This window comes from Silicimonas lutimaris (assembly GCF_047314965.1).
Classification (GTDB): Bacteria; Pseudomonadota; Alphaproteobacteria; order Rhodobacterales; family Rhodobacteraceae; genus JAVJUV01.
Window position 1 is genome coordinate 232,454 of sequence record NZ_JBLBVK010000055.1, and the last position, 20,426, is coordinate 252,879.

20 protein-coding genes are annotated in these 20,426 nt (G+C 59.9%); 11 read left to right on the forward strand and 9 right to left on the reverse strand.

From position 1 onward, the window contains the following. Positions 1-2: 2 nt before the first annotated feature. From ACKLNI_RS17085 to ACKLNI_RS17100, 4 genes are all read right to left on the reverse strand, one after another. Positions 3-779: a gamma-glutamyl-gamma-aminobutyrate hydrolase family protein gene (locus tag ACKLNI_RS17085; protein WP_413720298.1), complete on the reverse strand. Its 777-nt coding sequence runs from the start codon at positions 777-779 to the stop codon at positions 3-5. A gap of 155 nt (positions 780-934) precedes the next feature. Continuing rightward, complete coding sequence (locus ACKLNI_RS17090) at positions 935-1,363, reverse strand: GlcG/HbpS family heme-binding protein (protein ID WP_413720299.1); 429 nt, start codon at positions 1,361-1,363, stop codon at positions 935-937. Positions 1,364-1,468: 105 nt separating this feature from the next. Next, positions 1,469-3,616: a malate synthase G gene (locus ACKLNI_RS17095; protein ID WP_413720300.1), complete on the reverse strand. Its 2,148-nt coding sequence runs from the start codon at positions 3,614-3,616 to the stop codon at positions 1,469-1,471. Between the two features lie 80 nt (positions 3,617-3,696). Then, positions 3,697-3,852, reverse strand: coding sequence for a DUF2256 domain-containing protein (locus ACKLNI_RS17100; RefSeq protein WP_413720301.1), 156 nt, complete (start codon positions 3,850-3,852; stop codon positions 3,697-3,699). A gap of 219 nt (positions 3,853-4,071) precedes the next feature. Between ACKLNI_RS17100 and ACKLNI_RS17105 the strand changes: the two genes are divergently transcribed. Continuing rightward, on the forward strand, positions 4,072-4,932 hold the full coding sequence (locus ACKLNI_RS17105) for a lysophospholipid acyltransferase family protein (protein ID WP_413720302.1): 861 nt from the start codon (positions 4,072-4,074) through the stop codon (positions 4,930-4,932). A 170-nt stretch (positions 4,933-5,102) separates the two neighbouring features. Then, positions 5,103-6,266, forward strand: a complete 1,164-nt coding sequence (locus tag ACKLNI_RS17110; RefSeq protein WP_413720303.1) for a hypothetical protein — start codon at positions 5,103-5,105, stop codon at positions 6,264-6,266. Between the two features lie 5 nt (positions 6,267-6,271). Here ACKLNI_RS17110 and ACKLNI_RS17115 read toward each other — a convergent pair whose 3' ends face one another. Together ACKLNI_RS17115 and ACKLNI_RS17120 are read right to left on the reverse strand one after the other, a co-directional pair. Next, positions 6,272-6,964 carry a transglycosylase SLT domain-containing protein gene (locus ACKLNI_RS17115; protein WP_413720304.1) on the reverse strand — a complete coding sequence of 231 codons (693 nt, stop codon included), beginning with the start codon at positions 6,962-6,964 and terminating at the stop codon, positions 6,272-6,274. Further along, positions 6,961-7,557, reverse strand: a complete 597-nt coding sequence (locus ACKLNI_RS17120) for a transglycosylase SLT domain-containing protein (RefSeq protein WP_413720305.1) — start codon at positions 7,555-7,557, stop codon at positions 6,961-6,963. The genes ACKLNI_RS17115 and ACKLNI_RS17120 overlap by 4 nt, the downstream gene beginning before the upstream one ends. A 177-nt stretch (positions 7,558-7,734) precedes the next feature. Between ACKLNI_RS17120 and gatB the strand changes: the two genes are divergently transcribed. Continuing rightward, complete coding sequence (gatB, locus tag ACKLNI_RS17125; protein WP_413720306.1) at positions 7,735-9,246, forward strand: Asp-tRNA(Asn)/Glu-tRNA(Gln) amidotransferase subunit GatB; 1,512 nt, start codon at positions 7,735-7,737, stop codon at positions 9,244-9,246. Between the two features lie 18 nt (positions 9,247-9,264). Here the strand turns inward: gatB and ACKLNI_RS17130 are convergent, their stop codons facing one another. After that, complete coding sequence (locus tag ACKLNI_RS17130) at positions 9,265-10,161, reverse strand: LysR family transcriptional regulator (protein WP_413720307.1); 897 nt, start codon at positions 10,159-10,161, stop codon at positions 9,265-9,267. A 99-nt stretch (positions 10,162-10,260) separates the two neighbouring features. On the opposite strand from ACKLNI_RS17130, the gene ACKLNI_RS17135 reads away from it, so the two are divergent. Continuing rightward, entirely contained in the window at positions 10,261-11,310 is a 1,050-nt protein-coding gene (locus tag ACKLNI_RS17135; RefSeq protein WP_413720308.1) for a sodium-dependent bicarbonate transport family permease, read from the forward strand. Positions 11,311-11,504: 194 nt separating this feature from the next. After that, the gene (locus ACKLNI_RS17140) at positions 11,505-11,924 is read left to right on the forward strand and encodes a DUF4177 domain-containing protein (RefSeq protein WP_413720309.1); all 420 of its coding nucleotides are present in this window, start codon (positions 11,505-11,507) and stop codon (positions 11,922-11,924) included. Here ACKLNI_RS17140 and ACKLNI_RS17145 read toward each other — a convergent pair. After that, the gene (locus ACKLNI_RS17145) at positions 11,921-12,178 is read right to left on the reverse strand and encodes a BolA family protein (protein ID WP_413720310.1); all 258 of its coding nucleotides are present in this window, start codon (positions 12,176-12,178) and stop codon (positions 11,921-11,923) included. The two genes, ACKLNI_RS17140 and ACKLNI_RS17145, sit on opposite strands and share 4 nt — an antisense overlap. Positions 12,179-12,254: 76 nt before the next feature. On the opposite strand from ACKLNI_RS17145, the gene ACKLNI_RS17150 reads away from it, so the two are divergent. Beyond that, positions 12,255-12,884 carry a DnaJ domain-containing protein gene (locus tag ACKLNI_RS17150; RefSeq protein ID WP_413720311.1) on the forward strand — a complete coding sequence of 210 codons (630 nt, stop codon included), beginning with the start codon at positions 12,255-12,257 and terminating at the stop codon, positions 12,882-12,884. Positions 12,885-12,985: 101 nt separating this feature from the next. Here the strand turns inward: ACKLNI_RS17150 and msrB are convergent, their stop codons facing one another. Then, positions 12,986-13,459, reverse strand: a complete 474-nt coding sequence (gene msrB / locus ACKLNI_RS17155; protein WP_413720312.1) for a peptide-methionine (R)-S-oxide reductase MsrB — start codon at positions 13,457-13,459, stop codon at positions 12,986-12,988. 243 nt (positions 13,460-13,702) lie between these two features. Between msrB and cobS the strand changes: the two genes are divergently transcribed. The 5 genes from cobS (at position 13,703) to ACKLNI_RS17180 (ending at position 20,415) form a co-directional block, all read left to right on the forward strand. Beyond that, entirely contained in the window at positions 13,703-14,689 is a 987-nt protein-coding gene (cobS, locus tag ACKLNI_RS17160; protein WP_413720313.1) for a cobaltochelatase subunit CobS, read from the forward strand. Positions 14,690-14,840: 151 nt separating this feature from the next. Beyond that, a complete protein-coding gene (locus ACKLNI_RS17165; protein WP_413720314.1) occupies positions 14,841-15,221 on the forward strand; it encodes a hypothetical protein in 381 nt (126 codons plus the stop codon). 55 nt (positions 15,222-15,276) lie between these two features. Further along, positions 15,277-17,157 carry a cobaltochelatase subunit CobT gene (gene cobT, locus ACKLNI_RS17170; RefSeq protein ID WP_413720315.1) on the forward strand — a complete coding sequence of 627 codons (1,881 nt, stop codon included), beginning with the start codon at positions 15,277-15,279 and terminating at the stop codon, positions 17,155-17,157. Positions 17,158-17,380: 223 nt separating this feature from the next. Beyond that, the gene (locus tag ACKLNI_RS17175) at positions 17,381-18,568 is read left to right on the forward strand and encodes an alpha/beta hydrolase (RefSeq protein WP_413720316.1); all 1,188 of its coding nucleotides are present in this window, start codon (positions 17,381-17,383) and stop codon (positions 18,566-18,568) included. Positions 18,569-18,630: 62 nt separating this feature from the next. Then, positions 18,631-20,415: an aminopeptidase P family protein gene (locus tag ACKLNI_RS17180; protein ID WP_413720317.1), complete on the forward strand. Its 1,785-nt coding sequence runs from the start codon at positions 18,631-18,633 to the stop codon at positions 20,413-20,415. Positions 20,416-20,426 lie beyond the last annotated feature (11 nt).

Genomic DNA, 20,426 nt, shown 5'->3' on the forward strand with positions numbered 1-20,426 from the left:
GCTCAGGCGCTTTTCAGCCGTTTCGGACGTTCTCCCGCCGCCCAGTTTCGAAGAGCTTCTCCGAAGGCCTCGAACAACGGACGAGATACAGGGTCTTCGCAAGCGCGATACTCAGGATGCCACTGAACGCCCAGCGTGAAGCCCGGCGCGCCCTCCACATAGATCGCTTCCGGGGTTCCATCGGGCGCAACGCCGTCGATGACGATCCGTTCGCCCTTCTGCTTGATGCCCTGACCATGCAGGGTGTTCGTCCGAACAATTTCGGCGCCCATGATCCGATGGAAAATTCCGCCAGTCGTGAAAGTCACGTCATGCCGCAGCGCGAATTTTTCCTCGATGGTCCCGTCGGGCGGCATCCGGTGGTTCATCCGCCCGGGAAGGTCGCGGATCTCCGGATAAAGCGATCCGCCCATCGCCACGTTCAGTTCCTGAAAGCCCCGGCAAATCGCAAGGATCGGCTGGCCCGAAGCCACGCAATCGCGGATCAGGGGAAGGGTCAGGCGATCGCGCGCCCGGTCGAAGGTGCCATGCGCCTCCGTCTCCGCCTCGCCATACTCCTCGGGATGCACGTTCGGACGACCGCCCGTGAACAGGAACCCGTCACAGGTCCGCTTGAGGTCTTCGATATCCACCAATGAAGGATCGGCTGGAACGATCAGAGGCAATGCGCCCGAGATGTCGCGGACCGCTTCGCAGTTCATTCTGCCGCCTGCATGGGTTGGGTACTCATCATTGATGAGGTGGTGATTACCGATGATTCCGACGACTGGACGCGCCATTCCCGATGTTCCTTTCCCCTTCTCTATCTAGTGCCGTTACTCGAGGACGAAAACAACTGTATCGCACACGCCGTGTGCAATTTCTGGACGATGCGTGAATTTTCGGCACATGTCACCGGTCGGTGAGCAAGCCGCGACCCGAACTGGGCCCAGCCTCAGATTTCGCCGGTCAAACCCGCGGCTTCGATGCCCGCCAGCCCGGCGATGGCGTCATTGTCCGACGTGTCCCCTGTCACGCCAACGGCACCGATCACGCGCCCCTGTTTGTCCTTGACCAGCACACCACCCGGAACCGGCACGATCTTGCCGTCATAAAGACCGTTGAGCGCATTCACGAAATACGCCTGGGTTTCGGCACGCTGCATCAGAGCGGTACCTGTCATCCCGGTCATGATGACGCCGTAAGCCTTGCCACGAGCGATATCGAACCGGCCCGGGCTTGCCCCATCTTCGCGCTCGAAGGCCTTCAAATGACCGCCCGCGTCCAGAACCACCACCGACAGCGGGTTCAAACCCAGCTCGCGCCCCTTCTTGAGCGCTCCCCTGATGATGCTCCGCGCGCGCGGCAAGCTGATCTCGGCCATGGTATTCTCCGTTAAAACGCACAGCCAGATACAAGACCGCGCTTCATCATATCAAAAATTCGCCGGGAAAGGACGGCCCGGCGGGCCGTCCGGGGAAAGTTCGCCTTACCCGGTCGCCTTCAGTTCCAGCCTCCGGGCATGCAGAACGGGCTCCGTATAGCCCGACGGCTGCACACGCCCCTCGAACACAAGATCACACGCGGCCTTGAATGCGATGCCGTCAAAAGCGGGAGCCATCGGTCGATAGGCCGGATCACCGGCATTCTGACGGTCCACCACCTCAGCCATGCGCTTCATGATGGCCATGGTCTCGTCTTTCGAGATCACGCCATGGTGCAACCAGTTTGCGATGTGCTGTGACGAAATCCGGCAGGTGGCACGGTCCTCCATCAGGCCAACGTCGTTGATGTCCGGCACCTTCGAGCAGCCGACACCCTGATCGATCCAGCGAACAACATAGCCAAGGATGCCCTGGGCGTTGTTCTCGACTTCCTTGCGCACCTGGTCCTTGGACCACTTCTGGTAGGTGGCGAGCGGTATATCAAGAATACCATCCACATGCGCACGCGGTCCGGACTTCTTCAACGCGGCCTGAACGGCGAACACATCAACCTTGTGATAGTGCAGAGCATGCAGCGTCGCGGCAGTCGGCGACGGCACCCAGGCACAGTTGGCGCCCGACTGAGGATGCTCGATCTTGGCCTGCAGCATGGCCGCCATCTTGTCCGGCATGGCCCACATGCCCTTGCCGATCTGCGCCTTGCCGGAAAGGCCGCACTCCAGCCCGATATCCACGTTCCGGTTCTCGTAGGCCGTGATCCAGCTCTTGCGCTTGATCCAGTCCTTACGGCTGAAGGGACCCGCTTCCATCGAAGTATGGATCTCGTCACCGGTCCGGTCGAGGAAACCGGTGTTGATGAAGGCCACCCGATGCTTCGCCGCCCGGATGCATTCCTTAAGGTTCACACTTGTGCGCCGCTCTTCATCCATGATGCCCAGCTTGACCGTGTATTGCGGAAGGCCCAGCGCCTCTTCGACCTTCGTGAAGGTCTCGTCGGCGAACGCCACCTCTTCGGGTCCGTGCATCTTCGGCTTCACGACATAAACCGAACCCCGTACCGAGTTCCTGTCGCCGCCGCCCTTTTGAAGATCGTGCATGGCGATCAGCGTCGTGACCATCGCATCCATGAGGCCTTCATAGATCTCGCCGCCATCACGGGTCAGGATCGCGGGGTTCGTCATCAGGTGCCCGACGTTCCGCACCAGCATCAGCGCGCGGCCCTTGACCGTCACCTCGCCGCCATCGGGCGCAGTGAATGTCTTGTCAGCCTGCAGTTTCCGGGTGACGGACTTGCCCCCCTTCTCGAATGTATCGGCCAGATCGCCTCTCATCAGGCCCAGCCAGTTGCGGTAGGCCAGAACCTTGTCCTCGGCGTCGACGCAGGCGACGGAATCCTCGCAATCCATGATTGCGCTGACAGCCGATTCAAGGCGCACATCCGCCAGCCCGGCCTGATCGCGCGCACCGATGGCATGCGTCCGGTCGAAGACCAGCTCCACATGAAGCCCGTTGTTGCGCAAGAGAACCGCCGAGGGCGCTTTCGGATGACCCTGGTAGCCGATGAATTTTGAAGGATCGACCAGAGGCATGTCATCGACCAGAAGCTGGCCATTCGAGACATGGTAGCGCCGCGCATCGGCGTGGCTCGTGCCTTCAAGCGGAAACGCCTCGTCAAGGAAGACCCGCGCCTTTGCCACAACCCGCGCGCCCCTGCCCTTGTTGTAGGGCCCACTGGGTGCAGCCCCGTCCGTCGCATCGGTGCCGTAGAACGCATCATAAAGGCTGCCCCAGCGCGCATTGGCTGCGTTCAGGGCGTAGCGCGCATTGGTGATAGGCACGACCAGCTGAGGACCAGGAACGCTGGCGATCTCGGGATCGGTGTTCGCGGTGTCGATCTCGAACTCTCCACCCTCGGGCAGAAGGTATCCGATCTCCTGCAGAAACGCCTTGTAGGCCTCGTGATCGTGCGGCTGGTTCCGATGCCGGATGTGCCACTCATCGATCTGCTTCTGCAAGGTCTCGCGCTTTTCAAGCAGCGCGCGATTGCGAGGCCCGAAATCATGCGCCAGTGCGCTCAGCGCGGCCCAGAATGCATCGGCGGAAACCCCGGTGCCCGGCAGGGCTTCGGTCTCGATGAAATCGGCCAGTTCCGGCGCGATCTTTAATCCGTTCTTTTCGGTGAAACTGGTCATGGACATGTCCCTGCATACGATCGTGTACTGAATCGCGCGGACACTATGGAAAAGCAGCCAAAGAGGCAAGCCACCTCTGGTTAGATTTTCTTACCAATTTTTCGATTTCGCGCACCTCGGCACCGATCAGAGCAATACCGCACCTCGGCCCACGCCTGCGCCCATTTCTTCCGCCATGTGAAAGGACGCCCGCAAGTAGCACAGATTTTCGTGGGGAGATCGGATTTTTTTCTCATAAAGCAGCGACATAGATCGAGTTCTACGCTCCGCCAGACCGGACTTCGAACTTAAGGTGCGCTTTCCCTCTCCTGGCCAACCAACCCGAAAAATATCTCCTATGTCGTCAGCGAATTTCAGCCATTTCCGCGGTGATGAAAGCCGCCAGCGTGCAGATTCAGCTCGAGAGTGTATTCTTCTGTCATATCCATGTTGCGTTGACTGGTCACTTTGCTGCCATGAAGGACCGACTTGACCCATTGATCGCCGAGAGAGCCCCCTGGCTCTTCCACAAGGGCAGTCCTGCCTGGACAGCGCGGCGGGCGCTCATGTCCCTCCTCGGATACCAACGCACCCTCGAACTTGGCGAACTCTACGCCGACTGGCCCACCGCCCACATCATGCATCATCTCGCTGGCATCCTTGCCCGCGATCTCAGCGTGAAGGGACTGGAAAACGTCCCGCGCAACGGACCGGCCATCATCGTATGCAACCACCCCACGGGGATCGCGGACGGCATCATGCTGCACCACGCCCTCTATCCGCTGCGGCCGGACATGTTCATCTACGCCAATTCGGACATCCTGAAGATACTTCCCCAGCTCGAAAGCCTGATTGCTCCCGTCGAATGGCGCACGGACAAGCGGACACGGGCCAAGACCCGCGAAACGATGGAGTATACGAAGCGCGCCATCGAAGCCGGTCGCATCGGAGTGATTTTTCCATCCGGGCGCCTGGCCAAACGTCGCGGGTTGAGGCTTCATGAGCGCCCCTGGATGGCGTCGGCGGCGATGATCGCGCGCAAGTACGACCTCCCGATCGTACCGCTCAATATCCGGGCGCGGAACTCGGCCCTGTTCTACCTGTTCGATCTCATACATCCGACCCTGCGGGACATCACGCTTTTCCATGAGACGCTGAACAAGGACCGCCAGCCCTACCGCCTGACGTTCGGCGAGCCGATCTCGGCCACGGCCTTGCCCCGAAAGTCGGAAGACGCGATCCACATGCTGAAATGTACGACCCTTGCCCTTGGTGGCAGGCATGCCCCGACGGTGTCTCTGGTCCAGAACACGCGCTTGCCGAGCTGGGTGAGGTAAAGACCCGAAATACCACGAAAATTCGGTGGTTTCGCCACATTTGTGCCGAAATAGCAGCCGAGTCTGAACCGAACAAAAACGACATTCGGGTAGACACATTGCCAGAGATCGACTCGCTAGTGACCGGAACGACGGCTGTCGCATTTCTGTTGACAGTTGCATTGTCATTTTTGACGCCGCGTCTGCGCAACTCTCGCAGGAAAACGGCGGTCGCGGCCCCCATTTCTGCAAAACAGACACGCACAACGGCCATATCGACTGGCGAAACAGACCTGCCGGTCGAGCACGAAGATCCCGATTTGCGCGAGAGCGTGGCCCTGTCCCATCGCATCGCAGACCTGATGATTGCCGAGGAATGGATTGAAATCGCTGATCTAATTTCGGATTGGGAGGCAACCCTGACCGCTACTCCCGGCGGGTTCCGCTATCACGAAATTGCGGTCAAGACATGCCTCTCCGGCCTGCAGGGACTGCTGGGCGATGCTCCGCGCAACAGCCTCGCCGATCTCGATGACGCCCTGACCGAGCTGGCTCATTTCGTGGACACGCATCGCCAGTCGCCCGACAATCACGTTTTGGCCGTTCTGGCCGCCCGTGCGCACATGAAGGTCGGCGAAGCTTGCGCGGCCGACGACTGGCCGGAAGGCGAACGAAAAGGCGCATGGCGCAAGATGGCCCAGCATTTCATTGCCGCGGGAGAAATCATCAAGGATTTCGACGCGCTGGCCCTGATGTCGCCACTTTTGGCTGAAGCGCACTACCTCCAGGCGCTCGGAAGTCCGAAAGTAGAAGAGAGGCTGGCATCACTCTTCGAACAGTGGATAGACCTCGACCCTTCCAACCCCCGGATATACGCCACGCATATCGATGCGCTCGTCGCACAGGACCTGATTTCCAGCGAGGACGTGCTGCGCGAGGCGGAACAGGCCATGCTGCGCACGGAAAGCAGTATTGGACTGGGAGGTTATGCCGTATTCTTCATGCCACTGCTCAGCGAGTACGATACCGCCCGCGACCACCTTGACCCCGAACTCTATGCCGCTGCGCTCATGGACCTTGCGTCCGCGTCAGCGACCCAAGCCGAGATCAACAATTCTGCTGCGGCGCTTCTGACAGAAGTCGAGTCATCCGACGAAGCGACAGCGGCCGCTTGCCGCGAAACTCTGATGGTGATGATCCGTCAGCATCTCCAGGTCATTTATCCGCGTCTCTGGCCGATTTCCGTGGAGGAAATTCAGGAACTGGTTGCCGAAGCCGCGCTGGTCGCGCCCGACATTCTTCCTGAAGAGCCGATTTCTTTCGTTACTTCGCGCCCCCAAAGCGTCGCGGCTTAAGTTCTTCAGGGACGCCGCTTGGGACGCACCTCCGACAGCAAACGGCAGTAGGTCTGACGCTTGGTGTAACGCTGCATGTCGCGCCGCATCCTGTCGTTCCGGATAGGCGCCCAATCGGCCGCAACGCCACGCCATCTCTCGTCCCTGACAGAGATCGCATTATCGCGCGGCACCGTAGCGGCCATGATCCGGATGGCGCAGTTCAGGTTCGAGGGCCCATGCTTCAGACTGTCGGCCGACCGCGCCCTGCAACTCCGGAATTCCGCAGTCTTCGGGTAGATTTGCATCAGCCCGAACCATTGACCATTTCCTCCGACAGCTTTCGGGTTCCAGGTGCTCTCATAGCGCGACAGTGTCGACAGAAGCCCAGCCCAGAACGCTGCCCGTTCGGCCTTTTCGTTTTCGGGATAGGCCGGACACCAATCGGCAATGTCCTCGGGAACCGACTCAAGCAAAGCCGCGCCGTGTGTCGTGACCGCCGACAGCGCGACACGTGTCCAAAGCTCTCCGTTTCGCCTATGCTCCCAGCGCGCCCGGGGCAAATGATTGCCGCGGGCTGCGGGTCGGTCGCCGGGCTGGCGCGAGACAGGCTCTTCCTCCACAACGGGAAGGCTGCGGCCCTCGGGCCCAACCGGATCCGAGAGAGCCGCTCCGGCCAGAATGGCCAGCAATCCCGACAATGCGATCTTCGGGATCACCCCCGGCAAACAGACGCGCTCCGCGTCCGGGCCTGAATGTCCGCGCGCTTGGACGGATCATGGAAAGGCCCCCAGTCGGCAGCGACGCCACCCATTCCGGCCGAGATCACCCCATCGCGCGGCACGGTTGAAGCCATGATCCGGATGCCGCAAGACAGGTTTCCGGAACCATCGCGCAAAGCATCGGCGCTCTGTGCACCGCAGCCATATCCCCGGGCAGTCGCCGGCGATATCTGCAGAAGACCGTGCCACGCACCGCCGCCTCCCGACACGTCCGGCCGCCATGTGCTTTCGTGCTTTGCAAGCGCCGAAAGGAACGTCACCCAGAACGCTTTGCGCTCTTCGGGGTCCGCATCCCGGTAGCCCGGGCAATATGTATCGATGTCGGCCGGCACGGTCTGGACCAGGGGGTTGCCATGCGACTCAAGCGCCGCCAGCGCACTGGCGGTCCACACGCGCGCCTCGCTCCGCTGACCGAAAAGGCTCGCCTCAAACTGAGCCGGCGCGGACTTCTCCGGCTCAGGCGAGGAGCCGCAGGCAGAAAGAAAGACAATAGAAAGCGACGTAAGGCAGGAAAATACCTTGAGTTTCATGCGTATCGAACCGTGCGTTGCGCCCCCCTGGCCAGACACAGAAGCATCAAATTGCCCTGCCGCCAAGCCCGCCGATATTTCGTTGGCGGAAAGCCGCCTTTGGCGATCGGGAATCCCGACTTGTCCAGAGCGGGTCGCTGCCCTAGAAACCCTCGCGACAGATGCCAGGGGAAAACCATGCTTGACCTAACCTACGAGACCCCGAAACCGAAAGTGATCGCCGGCGCGACCGGCGACTGGGAACTGGTCATCGGCCTCGAGGTTCACGCGCAGGTGGCGTCGAAAGCCAAGCTGTTTTCCGGCGCATCGACACAGTTCGGGGCAGAGCCCAACTCGAACGTCTCCTTCGTCGATGCCGCGATGCCCGGCATGCTGCCGGTTATCAACGAGGGCTGCGTCGCGCTCGCGGTAAAAACCGGTCTCGGGCTAAAAGCACAGATCAACCTCTGGTCCGCCTTCGACCGCAAGAACTACTTCTACCCGGACCTGCCCCAGGGCTACCAGATCAGCCAGCTCTACCATCCCATCGTCGGCGAAGGCGAAGTGCTGGTCGACATGGGCCCCGGCGTGGCCCGCCTCGTGCGGATCGAGCGCATCCACCTCGAACAGGACGCCGGCAAGTCGATCCACGACATGGACCCGCACATGTCCTTCGTCGACCTGAACCGCACCGGCGTGGCACTGATGGAAATCGTCAGCCGGCCCGACATCCGCGGCCCCGAGGAGGCCGCCGCCTACGTCGGCAAGCTCCGACAGATCCTCCGCTACCTCGGCACCTGCGATGGCAACATGCAGAACGGCAACCTCCGCGCCGACGTCAACGTCTCGGTCTGCCGCCCCGGCGACTACGAGAAGTATCAGGCGACGGGCGACCACTCCGTTCTCGGCACGCGCTGCGAGATCAAGAACATGAACTCCATGCGCTTCATCCAGCAGGCCATCGAGTACGAGGCGCGCCGCCAGATCGCGCTTCTCGAAGACGGCGGCAGCGTCGACCAGGAAACACGGCTCTATGACCCCGACAAGGGTGAGACGCGCTCGATGCGCTCGAAGGAAGAAGCGCATGACTACCGCTACTTCCCCTGCCCTGACCTTCTGCCACTCGAAATCGAGCAGGCCTGGGTCGACGACATCGCGGCCTCGCTGCCGGAACTTCCCGACGAAAAGCGCGCGCGTTTCGTCGGTGACTACGGCATGACCGAATACGACGCCTCCGTCCTTACCGCCGAGGTCGAGAACGCCACCTATTTCGAAGAGGTCGCCCAGGGCCGCGACGGCAAACTTGCCGCCAACTGGGTGATCAACGAACTCTTCGGCCGGCTCAAGAAGGAAGACCTCGCCATCTCGGAAAGCCCCGTCTCGGCAGCGCAACTGGGCGGAATCATCGACCTGATCGGCAAGGGCGACATCTCGGGCAAGATCGCCAAGGACCTCTTCGAGATCGTCTGGACCGAAGGCGGCGATCCCGCGGCGATCGTCGAAGACCGCGGAATGAAACAGGTCACCGACACCGGGGCCATCGAAGCCGCCGTCGACAAGGTCATCGCCGAGAACCCGGCCCAGGTCGAGAAGGCGCAGCAGAACCCAAAGCTGGCCGGCTGGTTCGTTGGTCAGGTTATGAAGGCCACGGGCGGCAAGGCCAACCCGGCCGCGGTCAACCAACTGGTGCAGCAGAAGCTCGGCCTCTGATCCGCAACTGCCCCTCTGCTACCGCGCGCCGTCCGGTCCCGCACCGGGCAGCGTGCCGGAAATCAGCGCGTCCAGAACCGGATGCGGAAAGTTCCGCGACACCGTAATCGCGTAGAACGTTTCCTCGATCTTCAGATCGAACGGCGCGACGGCCAGCATTCCGGCCCGGATCTCGTCGGCGAAGACGACGGACGGCGCGATGGCAAGGCCGGTGCCCTCGCGCGCCAGAAGCCGCACCATCGCCATATCGTCCACCTCGGCAACGATCCGGGGCTGCACCTGAAGCCGCGCCACCAGCGCGTCGAATCCGACGCGGATCGAGCTCTCGGTCGGCACGATCACCGGCTCCGCCTCCAGAAGATCGGCAAGACTGGCGTGAACCATCCGCCCCGGAAGTCCGTGGATCGCAACCGGCCGATCGGAGATACGATGTGCGATCAGGCCAGCTTCGGCGGCAGCCGCGGGAGGCTCCGTTGTGAGGACGACATCGAGCGCCAGCGCCCGAAGATCATCCAGTAGGCTCTCCTCTCCGCCGGACCTCAAAACGATGCGAACGTCCCCGCGAGCCAGAACCGGGCGAAGGAACTCAAGCTGAAAGTTGCGCGACAATGTTGAAATGGCACCCACGCGCAAAGGCGGAACCGTGTCACCCGCCCGCCGCAGGGTCGCAAGCAACTCGGCGCCGGTACCGAAGATCCGGTCGGCATAGTCCAGCGCCATCCGCCCGACCTCGGTCAGAACCAGTTGCCGCCCGGCGCGCTCGAACAGGGCATGTCCCAATTGATCTTCCAGCGCCTTGATCTGTGCAGAAAGCGCGGACTGCGACAGATTCATCTTTTCCGCCGCCCGGGTCAGATGACCCTCATGCGCGACAGCGCGGAAATATCCCAGATGACGATAGTTGATCTGATTCATTGTTCGTTTTTATCGAACGATTTCTAACAAAAGAAGTATTTTTTAAATTCTTTTGACTTGTCTAGGCGTGCCCGCAGTCACGAACAAAGGGCAAGACCAATGGATAGCTTCATCACCATCGTAACGACGCTGACCGTTCAGCTTCAGAAACCCACGCTCGCATTCCTCCTCGGGGGGATGATGCTCGCGGCACTCGGCAGCCGCTTCGAAATACCCCAACCCGTCTACAAGTTCATCGTCATACTCCTGCTTCTGAAGGTCGGCCTTTCCGGCGGCCTCGCCATGCGCGATGCCGACCTGGTTTCGCTCGCCGCGCCCGCACTGGCGGCCGTTCTGGCTGGCATCGGTATCGTCCTGATAGGCGCGGCAACGCTCGCACGCTGGCGCGGCGTGGCTCGGGTCGACGGTCTCGCCACCGCCGGTCTCTTCGGAGCGGTCTCCGCCTCGACACTCGCTGCGGGCATGGCCGTTCTCGACGCCGAGGGCGTCGCCTACGAAGGCTTCATCGGTGCGCTCTACCCGTTCATGGACATCGCGGCGCTGGTCACCGCGATCATCCTCGGTCGGATCAGCCTTGCACGCGCCAGCGCGACCACTGCGGGCGGCGGCACGACTCTGGCACTCGGCAACGGCACGGCGGGCATCGACACAGGCGTCATCCGCGAGATCCTCGCCGATACCTTCCGCAGCCCGGCGATCTCCGCCCTCATCCTGGGCCTCGCCCTCGGCCTTTTTGCCGATACCAAGGCGCTCTACGAAGGGTTCTACGAACTTCTTTTTCGCGGCCTTCTGTCGATCCTGATGTTGATCATGGGAATGGAAGCGTGGTCGCGGCTCTCTGAACTGAGGAAGGTCGCACACGCCTACGTAGTCTATGCAGTGACCGCGCCATTGGTGCACGGCTTGTTCGGCTTCGTCCTCGGACTGGCCGCACACCACCTGACAGGCTTTTCCGCAGGTGGCGTGGTGCTCCTCAGCGTCATGGCCGCGTCCAGTTCCGATATATCCGGCCCGCCGACACTTCGTGCCGCGCTGCCCGAGGCCAATCCCTCGGCATACGTCGGGGCCTCCACCGGTCTTGGTACGCCGGTCGCGATCCTCTCGATACCGCTCTGGATCGCGCTGGCCGAGACCGTGATCGGTCTTTGACCCAGGTAGGTGCCGGGCCCGTGGGCCCGGCCCGCCGCACTTGAGATCGGCTCTTCCACCGCACATGTCCTTAACCCACCGCGCGCCCGTGCCATACGTTTTGCCGACGTTTCGCCGACGCTTTGCCGACCGCCGCTTTCCCCGTCCCGCGTGCTCTGCTAGAACCGGGAACGAGCAGTCGGGGAGACCCCAAGATGAGCAAATTCGAATACAGGGCCGTGCCCGCACCAACCCGTGGCACCAAGGCAAAAACCGCCAAGTCCACCGAGGAGCGCTTCGCTCTTTCGATCACGGACACATTGAACGACATGGCCGCCGAAGGCTGGGAATACGTGCGCGCGGAAACACTGCCATGTGACGAGCGGAAAGGCCTGACCGGCACCCAGACGACATATCAGAACATATTGATTTTCAAGCGTTTCAAGCAGACGACACAGCCGTTGCCGCTCGACGCCAGAACGACGTCCCGCCCGCTGCCCGTCGAGCCGGAAACACCCCCCGCGCCTGTCGCGCCTCGGGCCGTGTCCGAACCCGTGGTTCCTCGCAGGATCACCACGCGACCGCCCGAGGAAGACAACCATGCACCCCCCCTCGGGGCCGCGCGCGAGGACTAGTCGGAAATCTTCAGCGCCAGCGCGTGGATTCGCCCCACAAGCTCCTCGCCAAGGGCCCGATGAACCGCCCGATGCCTCTCAATCCGGCTCATCCCCCCAAACGCCCCCGCCCCGATCGTCACCCGGAAGTGACTCTGACCACCTTCCTGGTAACCTGCATGTCCGCGGTGCCGCTCGCTTTCATCTTCTATTTCAAGAACATGCGGCTCGAACGCCGCTTCGAGCTTCTTTCTCATCTCATCCGCAACACGCATTTTTCACACCTTGCCTCTTCAAGTTTCGGAGCAAAACGGTAAACTCTTCGGTCCGAGTCGGAAAGGCAGGATACCCATGAACGACGACCCGTTCGGTTTTGATCTTCGTGTGTCATCAGACAAGAAAAAGCGTTCGCGCACACGCCGCGGCATGTCGGGCGCTTTCGAAACATCCACACGCGTATGCGAACATGCCGGCTGCGAAGAAACCGGCCAGTATCGCGCACCCAAGAGTCCGGACGATCTCGATGATTTTTACTGGTTCTGCAAAGACCATGTCCGCGAGTACAATCTGAGATGGAACTTCTTTAACGGCCAGACCGAAGAGGAGTTTGCAGCTCAAGTCGACAAGGACCGGGTTTGGGAGCGCGAAACACGGCCATTCGGAAAGAAGGGTGAAGAGGCCCGTGCGTGGGCTCGCCTTGGAGTCGACGATCCGCATCAGATCCTTGGAGAGAACGCCACGCGGAACCCTGGTAAATCGATAACGGGCACGCGCAAGCTACCGCCGACCGAACGTCGTGCGCTGGATATCCTTGAAGCGAAAGACCATTGGACGAAGGCCGAGATACGGAAATCCTACAAGGCACTCATCAAGGTCCTGCACCCCGACATGAACGGAGGCGACAGGGGCCATGAAGAGCAATTGTCGGAAGTGGTTTGGGCATGGGACCAGATAAAGGACAGCCGAAACTTCCAGAGTTGAAGTGTCTTGTTCGGGTTCACATTACCATGGAGAGCAGGACCGCCATCTTTGGATCCGATCGAAGTGGCAAAGGACAATCCGCACATTTCAGCCGGTAATCTTCAGGCAGCCCGAAAAACGAGACTTGCGCCGTTCAAACAATGGCGCTTGCCGGTTGGTGGTGGACCATCATTGAAAACGTGACCTAAATGGCTACCGCAGCGACGACAATGGACCTCGGTCCGGACAATCAGCAGGCGCCTATCTTTTTTCGTGCCGACAGCATTCGGAAGCGACTCCCAAAAAGAGGGCCAACCTGTCCCGCTGTCATACTTTGTCTCTGACGAATAGAGTGGCAGATCACAGCCACGACAATGGTAGGTTCCCGCATCGTAAAGCTTGTCGAGCGCACTTGAACCTGCTCGCTCGGTGCCCTCCTCACGCATGACCTTGTATTGAAGAGGCGTCAACATTGCCCGCCATTCATTGTCGGAGCGCGTCACCTCGAACGATCCTGACGCAGCGTTCAGCTCTTCGACCGGAATTCCGACGAGGGCGCCAACAACGGCTGCTCCGAGTAATTCTCTTCTCTTCATAAACTATCTCCTGATCATCCGGACACCATAGCTGGCTGCTCAGTAACGAAGAAATCACAAGCCCGCGCGATTGGGTTACAACCGCATTCGGCAAGCGCCTCGAGAAACAAAGACTCGGGAGGCGCAAGGCAAGAAATCCACTCTGCAAAGAACTTTAAGTCGTTTGCCTTGCACCCGACGCCAATATAAGGCACCTGAAGACTAGGGCGCTGACCGCCCGAACACACGCTGCAAGGATTTGTCATGGACTACAGGCGGATAGACACGGACGCCAAACCACTCGAGGACATCGACGTTCGCGAGGTCTTTGGCATCGATGTGGACATGAAGGTTAAGGGTTTCTACGAGTCGAACGAGCGGGTTCCGCAAATCGACCCCACTTATAAATTCGACCCGGACACTACCCTGGCGATTCTGGCTGGTTTTCAATACAACCGTCGCGTGCTGATCCAAGGGTATCACGGCACCGGCAAATCGACGCATATCGAACAGGTTGCCGCTCGCCTGAACTGGCCGTGTGTACGGGTAAACCTTGATAGTCATATCAGCCGGATCGACCTGATCGGAAAAGACCAGATCAAGGTGGACAAAGGCGTGCAGTATACCGAATTCCAGGAAGGTATTCTTCCTTGGGCATTGCGGAATCCCACTGCAATCGTTTTCGACGAATACGATGCGGGGCGTGCCGACGTTATGTTCGTCATCCAGCGCGTTCTCGAAGTCGATGGCAAGCTGACTCTGCTGGATCAGAATGAAGTGATTGATCCACATCCATATTTCCGGCTGTTCGCAACCGCGAATACCATTGGTTTGGGTGACACGACTGGGCTGTATCACGGCACACAGCAGATCAACCAGGCGCAGATGGACCGCTGGTCGCTGGTTTGCACCTTGAACTACCTGTCGCATGATGCAGAGGCTGCGATCGTTCTGTCCAAGGCACCGCACTACAATACCGAACGCGGCCGGAAAACCATAAGCCAGATGGTGACTGTCGCCGACCTGACCCGCACGGCCTTCATGAACGGTGATCTTTCTACTGTCATGAGCCCGCGTTCCGTCATCGCATGGGCGCAGAATGCGGAAGTATTCCGCAGCGTGGGTTATGCGTTCCGATTGTCGTTCCTGAACAAGTGCGACGAACTGGAACGCGAAACTGTCGCTGAGTTTTATCAGCGTTGCTTCGACGAAGAATTGCCCGAAAGCGCAGCCAACGTCGCCCTAGGCTAACCCTAGGAAATCAGGAACTATAAAACGACGGACGCCCGGCCCTTTGTGGACCGGGCGTTCTTCGTCTGCGGCCAGTGGCCTTTTCGTCACTGCCTGAGAGTTTTCAAACTGACTAATTGAAACGCAGTTTTTTGCCCACAAAGATGAATTCATGGGCGGTTTGAAAACACTTCTGGCGGCCCTCGCCGTCACCGCAACGTCTGCAGCGCCCGTTAGGGCGGATGACGACTTGGTACGCACGTTTGCTACTTGTGCCGGGCGACTCTCAGCCACGATGGAGCATCAGTGGCTAATGGGAGACGGCGAAGCCGAACTCACCGAACGTCGCCGAATTTCCGTGATCGCAATACTCGACGCTCTTACCCCCGAAGACCGCGGACCCGAGATTCTGAACTGGAGAATTGAGGCGAAGATGGCACTGGCGTCGCTACTGACCCGGGCCACATTCAATGACGACTCCGAAGACGCCGCCTGGGCGGAACGACAGGCCCAGATGATGATCGGTTCGTGTAACAGCCTGATCCTAAGCTGACGCATTCCAGCAGCGGAGCCTTGTGGGCAAACGCACAGCGTGCTTTATCAATGCCATGAGTAGCTCGAAAGACAACCCTGCGGACCCGTTCAAGAAAGCGCTTGCCGAAACGGCCAAGACGCTTGCGAACGATTCCGAAATGTCGGTCACTTTCACGGTAGATCCGCCGGGTATGTCGAACGAGGGCATCAGGCTGCCTCAAGTAACCCGACGCATGACCCGCGAGGAAGTGCTTCTCGCTCGAGGAACGGCTGACAGCTTCGCGCTTCGCCGCAAGTATCACAACGACAAGACCTTCAATCGCTATTCACCGCAGGGGCAGATGGCCCGCGATATTTATGAGGCGATGGAGTGGGCACGATGCGAGGCAGTTGGAGCTCGCGACATGCCGGGAACGGCATCAAATATCGATCACAAGATTGCTCATGAGGCCGAGCGGCGAGGCTATTCCCAGATCCGGGAAGCTTCCGAGGCTCCTCTGGCCGCTGCGGCGGGCTATCTCGTCAGGCAGCTGGCAAGCGGGCGCCCCCTTCCGAAAGGCGCGGACAACGTCGTCGAGCTCTGGCGGCCATTTATCGAGGAACAAGCTGGCGGTACACTTGACGGACTGAAGGAAGCATTGGCCGACCAAGCGGCTTTCGCGCGTTTTGCACGCCAGGTCATCAGCGACCTTGGCTATGGAGACCAACTGGGCGACGACCCCGATCAGGAAGACCAGGATCAGGAAGACGAGGCCAGCGAAGACGAGCAGTCCGAAGAGGTCGAAAATCAGGACAAGCAAGACGACGGCGAAAACGAGGACGCCTCAGAGAGTTCGGCAGAACAAAGCCAGGAGGCGCAGGATGACGCCAGCCAGGCCGAAATATCGATGGACGATATGGCCGATATGGAGGACGGCGATGAAGCCGAATTGCCCGACGGCGAAGCCGAGATGGAACCACCGCCTCCCCAGCCCTTCAGCGATGCCGATCCTCATTACAAGGTGTTCACAGGCGAGTTCGACGAAGAGATCAAGGCCGAAGACCTTGCCGAGCCTGTCGAACTGGAAAGGCTGCGGGCCTATCTGGACCAACAACTCGAGCCCTTGAAGGGTGCCGTAAGCCGCTTGGCGAACAAGCTGCAGAGACGTCTTCAGGCTCAGCAGAACCGCAGTTGGGAGTTTGATCTGGACGAAGGAATTCTGGATGCCGCACGTTTGGCGAGGATCGTCGCCAACCCGACCGTACCCCTGGCCTACAAGCAGGAAAAAGACACCGAGTTTCGGGACACAGTTGTCACGCTCCTCCTCGACAACTCGGGTTCGATGCGGGGCCGGCCAATTTCGATCGCCGCAATCTGCGCCGATGTGCTCGCGCGTACTCTGGAGCGTTGTAACGTCAAAGTGGAGATCCTCGGCTTTACGACACGTGCATGGAAAGGTGGACAGGCCCGGGAAAAATGGTTGCAGGAGGGACGTCCGCAATTGCCCGGGCGCCTGAATGACCTTCGGCACATCATCTACAAATCTGCCGATGCTCCTTGGCGCCGCGCGCGACCCAATCTGGGCCTGATGATGAAAGAAGGTCTGCTAAAGGAAAACATCGATGGCGAAGCTCTGGAATGGGCGTATCGCAGGTTGGTGAACCGACGCGAAGCGCGGCGCGTCCTCATGGTGATATCTGACGGAGCGCCGGTCGATGACTCGACGCTTTCGGTCAACCCTGCGAACTTCCTCGAGAAGCACCTGCGCGACGTCATCGCGATGATCGAGCGCAAAAAGCAAATCGAGTTGCTGGCCATCGGTATCGGTCATGATGTGACCCGGTACTATGACCATGCAGTAACGATCACGGACGTCGAACAACTGGCCGGAGCAATGACCGAGCAACTTGCCGCGCTCTTCGACGCTGACCCACGAAAAAGAAAGCGCGCCCAAAGAATGCGCAGAGCCTCGTAAGCCCCGGCCACAAAGCCTTTCCTGGCTTTTCGATCAGACCGTTCGGCCGCAGATAACCAAACAGTGGCGGCTCGCTTGGGTGCTTGGGGTGTCCCCACTTGCCGACCCAATGCTGCCACCTCAAATCCTGTGCGCCGGGAGATGAAACGTCGAATCTTCTGCATTTTCGCATAAAGGGCCCGAAAATGTTGAGCACTCGGCGAAAACCCCGCTAATCTCCATTATGCGATACACCTTTTCCGATTGCGTCCTGGATACTGAGGAGCAGACGCTGACCCGTTCGGGCGTCGCCGTGCCCGTTGAACCACAGGTATTTGACCTTTTGCATGTACTTGCAGCCAATGCTGGCAAGCTGGTTAACCGCGATGAGATCGTCGACAAAGTCTGGGACGGACGGATCGTATCGGAGTCCGCAATCAGCGCCCGCATAGCCGCCGCCCGAAAAGCCGTTGGCGACGACGGAAAAGCACAGCGCATCATCCAAACTGTGTCGCGCCGTGGATTTCGACTGATCGCAGCCAACATTGAGGAGAATCTCAATACATCCGGCGAATTTGCAGTTTCGAAAAGTACGAGCTTCCCCAAACTGCGATATGCCAAGGCCAAGGATGGCACAACATTGGCCTACACAGTGACCGGGTCAGGCCCACCCCTTGTCTATGTGGACTTTTTCCCTTCCGACACTCTTGGCGCATGGGAAGAGCCCAGTGAGCGTCCTCTTATCGATGCATTGAACGCGCGCTTCACCCTGGTCAGATATGACCAACGTGGCTGCGGTATGTCGGAGCGTGATGTCGAGCGCCTAGACCTAGATACGGTCACAGAAGACCTTTGCGTTGTAGCTGACGCGGCCGGAGTCGAACGCTTCGCGATCCACGCCCATTCAGGAGCATGCCTGACTGCCATCAAATTTGCCGCCCGATATCCGCACCGTATCCGCAGAATGGTTCTGGTCGGCGGATATGCGGAGGGTCGACTTAGACGCGGAGCTCATACCGGGACCGAGAACGAGATCTTCCGCACGATGGTCACCGAAGGCTGGGACAAGCCCCGCAGCGCTTTTATTGCGGCGATGATGGCGGCCTACATGCCGGAGGGGCCAAGCGACATGGTCCGGTCATGTGCGGCCTTCATGCAAAGAAACACCACGACGCACAACGAATTGCTGGATCGCGACATGATCAACAACGCTTCGGTTCTGGACTGCTTGCCAAGGATCACCGCACCGACACTTGTAATCAATGCGCGCCACGATCCGGTGCACCCGCTTGGCCAAGGTCAGAAGATCGCTGCCGGGCTGCCTAATGCCGAATTGCTGGTATACGACACAGCGAACCATGTCCCGATCCCCGGCCATCGCCTTTGGGACAGGTATGTCGACGACATTATGTCTTTCCTCTCGGCAGATTGAGTCACTTGCCCTTCTCATGATTTCCCGGTTCCCTGTCAGCGAATTACAAAGCGGGATTATCGATGTTCCAAACCTTTACCGCCTCCACTTCGCCCGAGCAGGGGCCACCCCGAGTAAAGGCGCTTCGCGAAATGATGCGTGCCGAGGGAGTCGATGCGTACATCGTGCCACGTGCAGACGCGCACCAAGGCGAATATGTCGCCCCCTGTGATGAACGATTGGCATGGCTGACAGGGTTCACAGGCTCGGCCGGGTTCGCGGTGATCACGGAAAAGGAGGCGGGTGTGTTTGTGGACGGGCGATATACGCTGCAGGTTCGGACGCAGGTTGCGGACGTCTTTACGTCTGTCAACTGGCCCGCCACGAAGGCGGGCCCATGGCTGGCCGAACGCCTGGAAAATGGCGCGAAAGTCGGGTTCGATCCCTGGCTGCACACAGCCGAGGAAATCGACAAACTGCGCGACGATCTCGGAGAGGTCGGCACCCTCGTGCCGTGCGCAAATCTTATCGATCGCATTTGGACAGATCGGCCCGCTCCGCCAGCGGCGCCGGCATTCGCGCATCCGATCGAATTCGCCGGCGAGACTTCGGGGGAAAAGCGCCGGCGTATGGCCGATGTTCTGGTGCGCGCAAAGGAGTCTGCCGTGGTCCTGACCCTGCCAGACTCGATCTGCTGGCTTCTCAATATCCGCGGAAACGACATCCCCCGGAACCCTGTTGTTCAAGCCTTTGCAATCCTTCGTGCGGACACCCGAGTTTTACTTTTCGCCGATCCCGCAAAGTTCGATGAGCTTGGCCCGGATCCCGCTATCGATATCGCCCCCCGTGAGGCATTTCCGGAAGCCCTCAAAGCGCTGAAGGGACCCGTGCGCGTCGACCGGGCGACGGCGCCTCTGGCTGTCTCGGAGCTTCTGGAAAGCGCCGGAATCGAAGTCTCGTGGGGTGATGATCCATGTATTCTGGCAAAGGCGAAGAAGAATGCAGCCGAACTGCAGGGCATGCGCGAGGCACATCTGCGGGACGGAGCCGCGATGGTTCGCTTCCTGGCTTGGCTGGATCGCAAGGCACCCGGCGGCGGCGTTACCGAGATCGATGCGGTGGTCGCCCTCGAAGGTTTCAGGCGCGCGACGAATTCTCTGCGGGAAATTTCATTCGAAACCATATCCGGCGCAGGACCCAACGGCGCAATTGTTCATTACAGAGTGACCGAGGGGACCAATCGTAGTCTGAACCCCGGCGAGCTCTATCTCGTGGATTCGGGAGGGCAATATCCCGACGGAACCACGGACATTACCCGCACGGTAGTCATCGGAAAACCCGACAACGTACAGCGCGCGTGTTTCACCCGCGTTCTTCAGGGCATGATTGCCATTTCCAACGCTCGTTTTCCCCGAGGTCTTGCCGGTCGCGACATCGATGCGCTCGCACGCGCGCCCCTTTGGAGAGCCGGAATGGACTATGACCATGGCACGGGGCACGGCGTCGGTGCATATCTGTCCGTCCACGAAGGCCCTCAACGCATCAGTCGCATCTCGGACGTCAAACTGGATGAGGGTATGATCCTCTCGAATGAACCTGGTTATTACCGAGAAGGAGCCTTTGGTATCCGGATCGAGAACCTCATCGTAGTCGAGGCAGCGGCTGAGATGGGCGACAAACGGGACCAACTGAGCTTTGAAACGTTGTCTTGGGTTCCGATCGACAGACGCCTTGTGGATACTACGATGATGGCATCATGGGAGATCGAGTGGCTGGATACCTACCACAAAAACGTTAGGGAAAAAATCGGTCCGCGCGTGGATGGAGCGGACAGGGATTGGCTGGAGGCAGCTACACAGCCCCTCTGATCAGGTGTCAT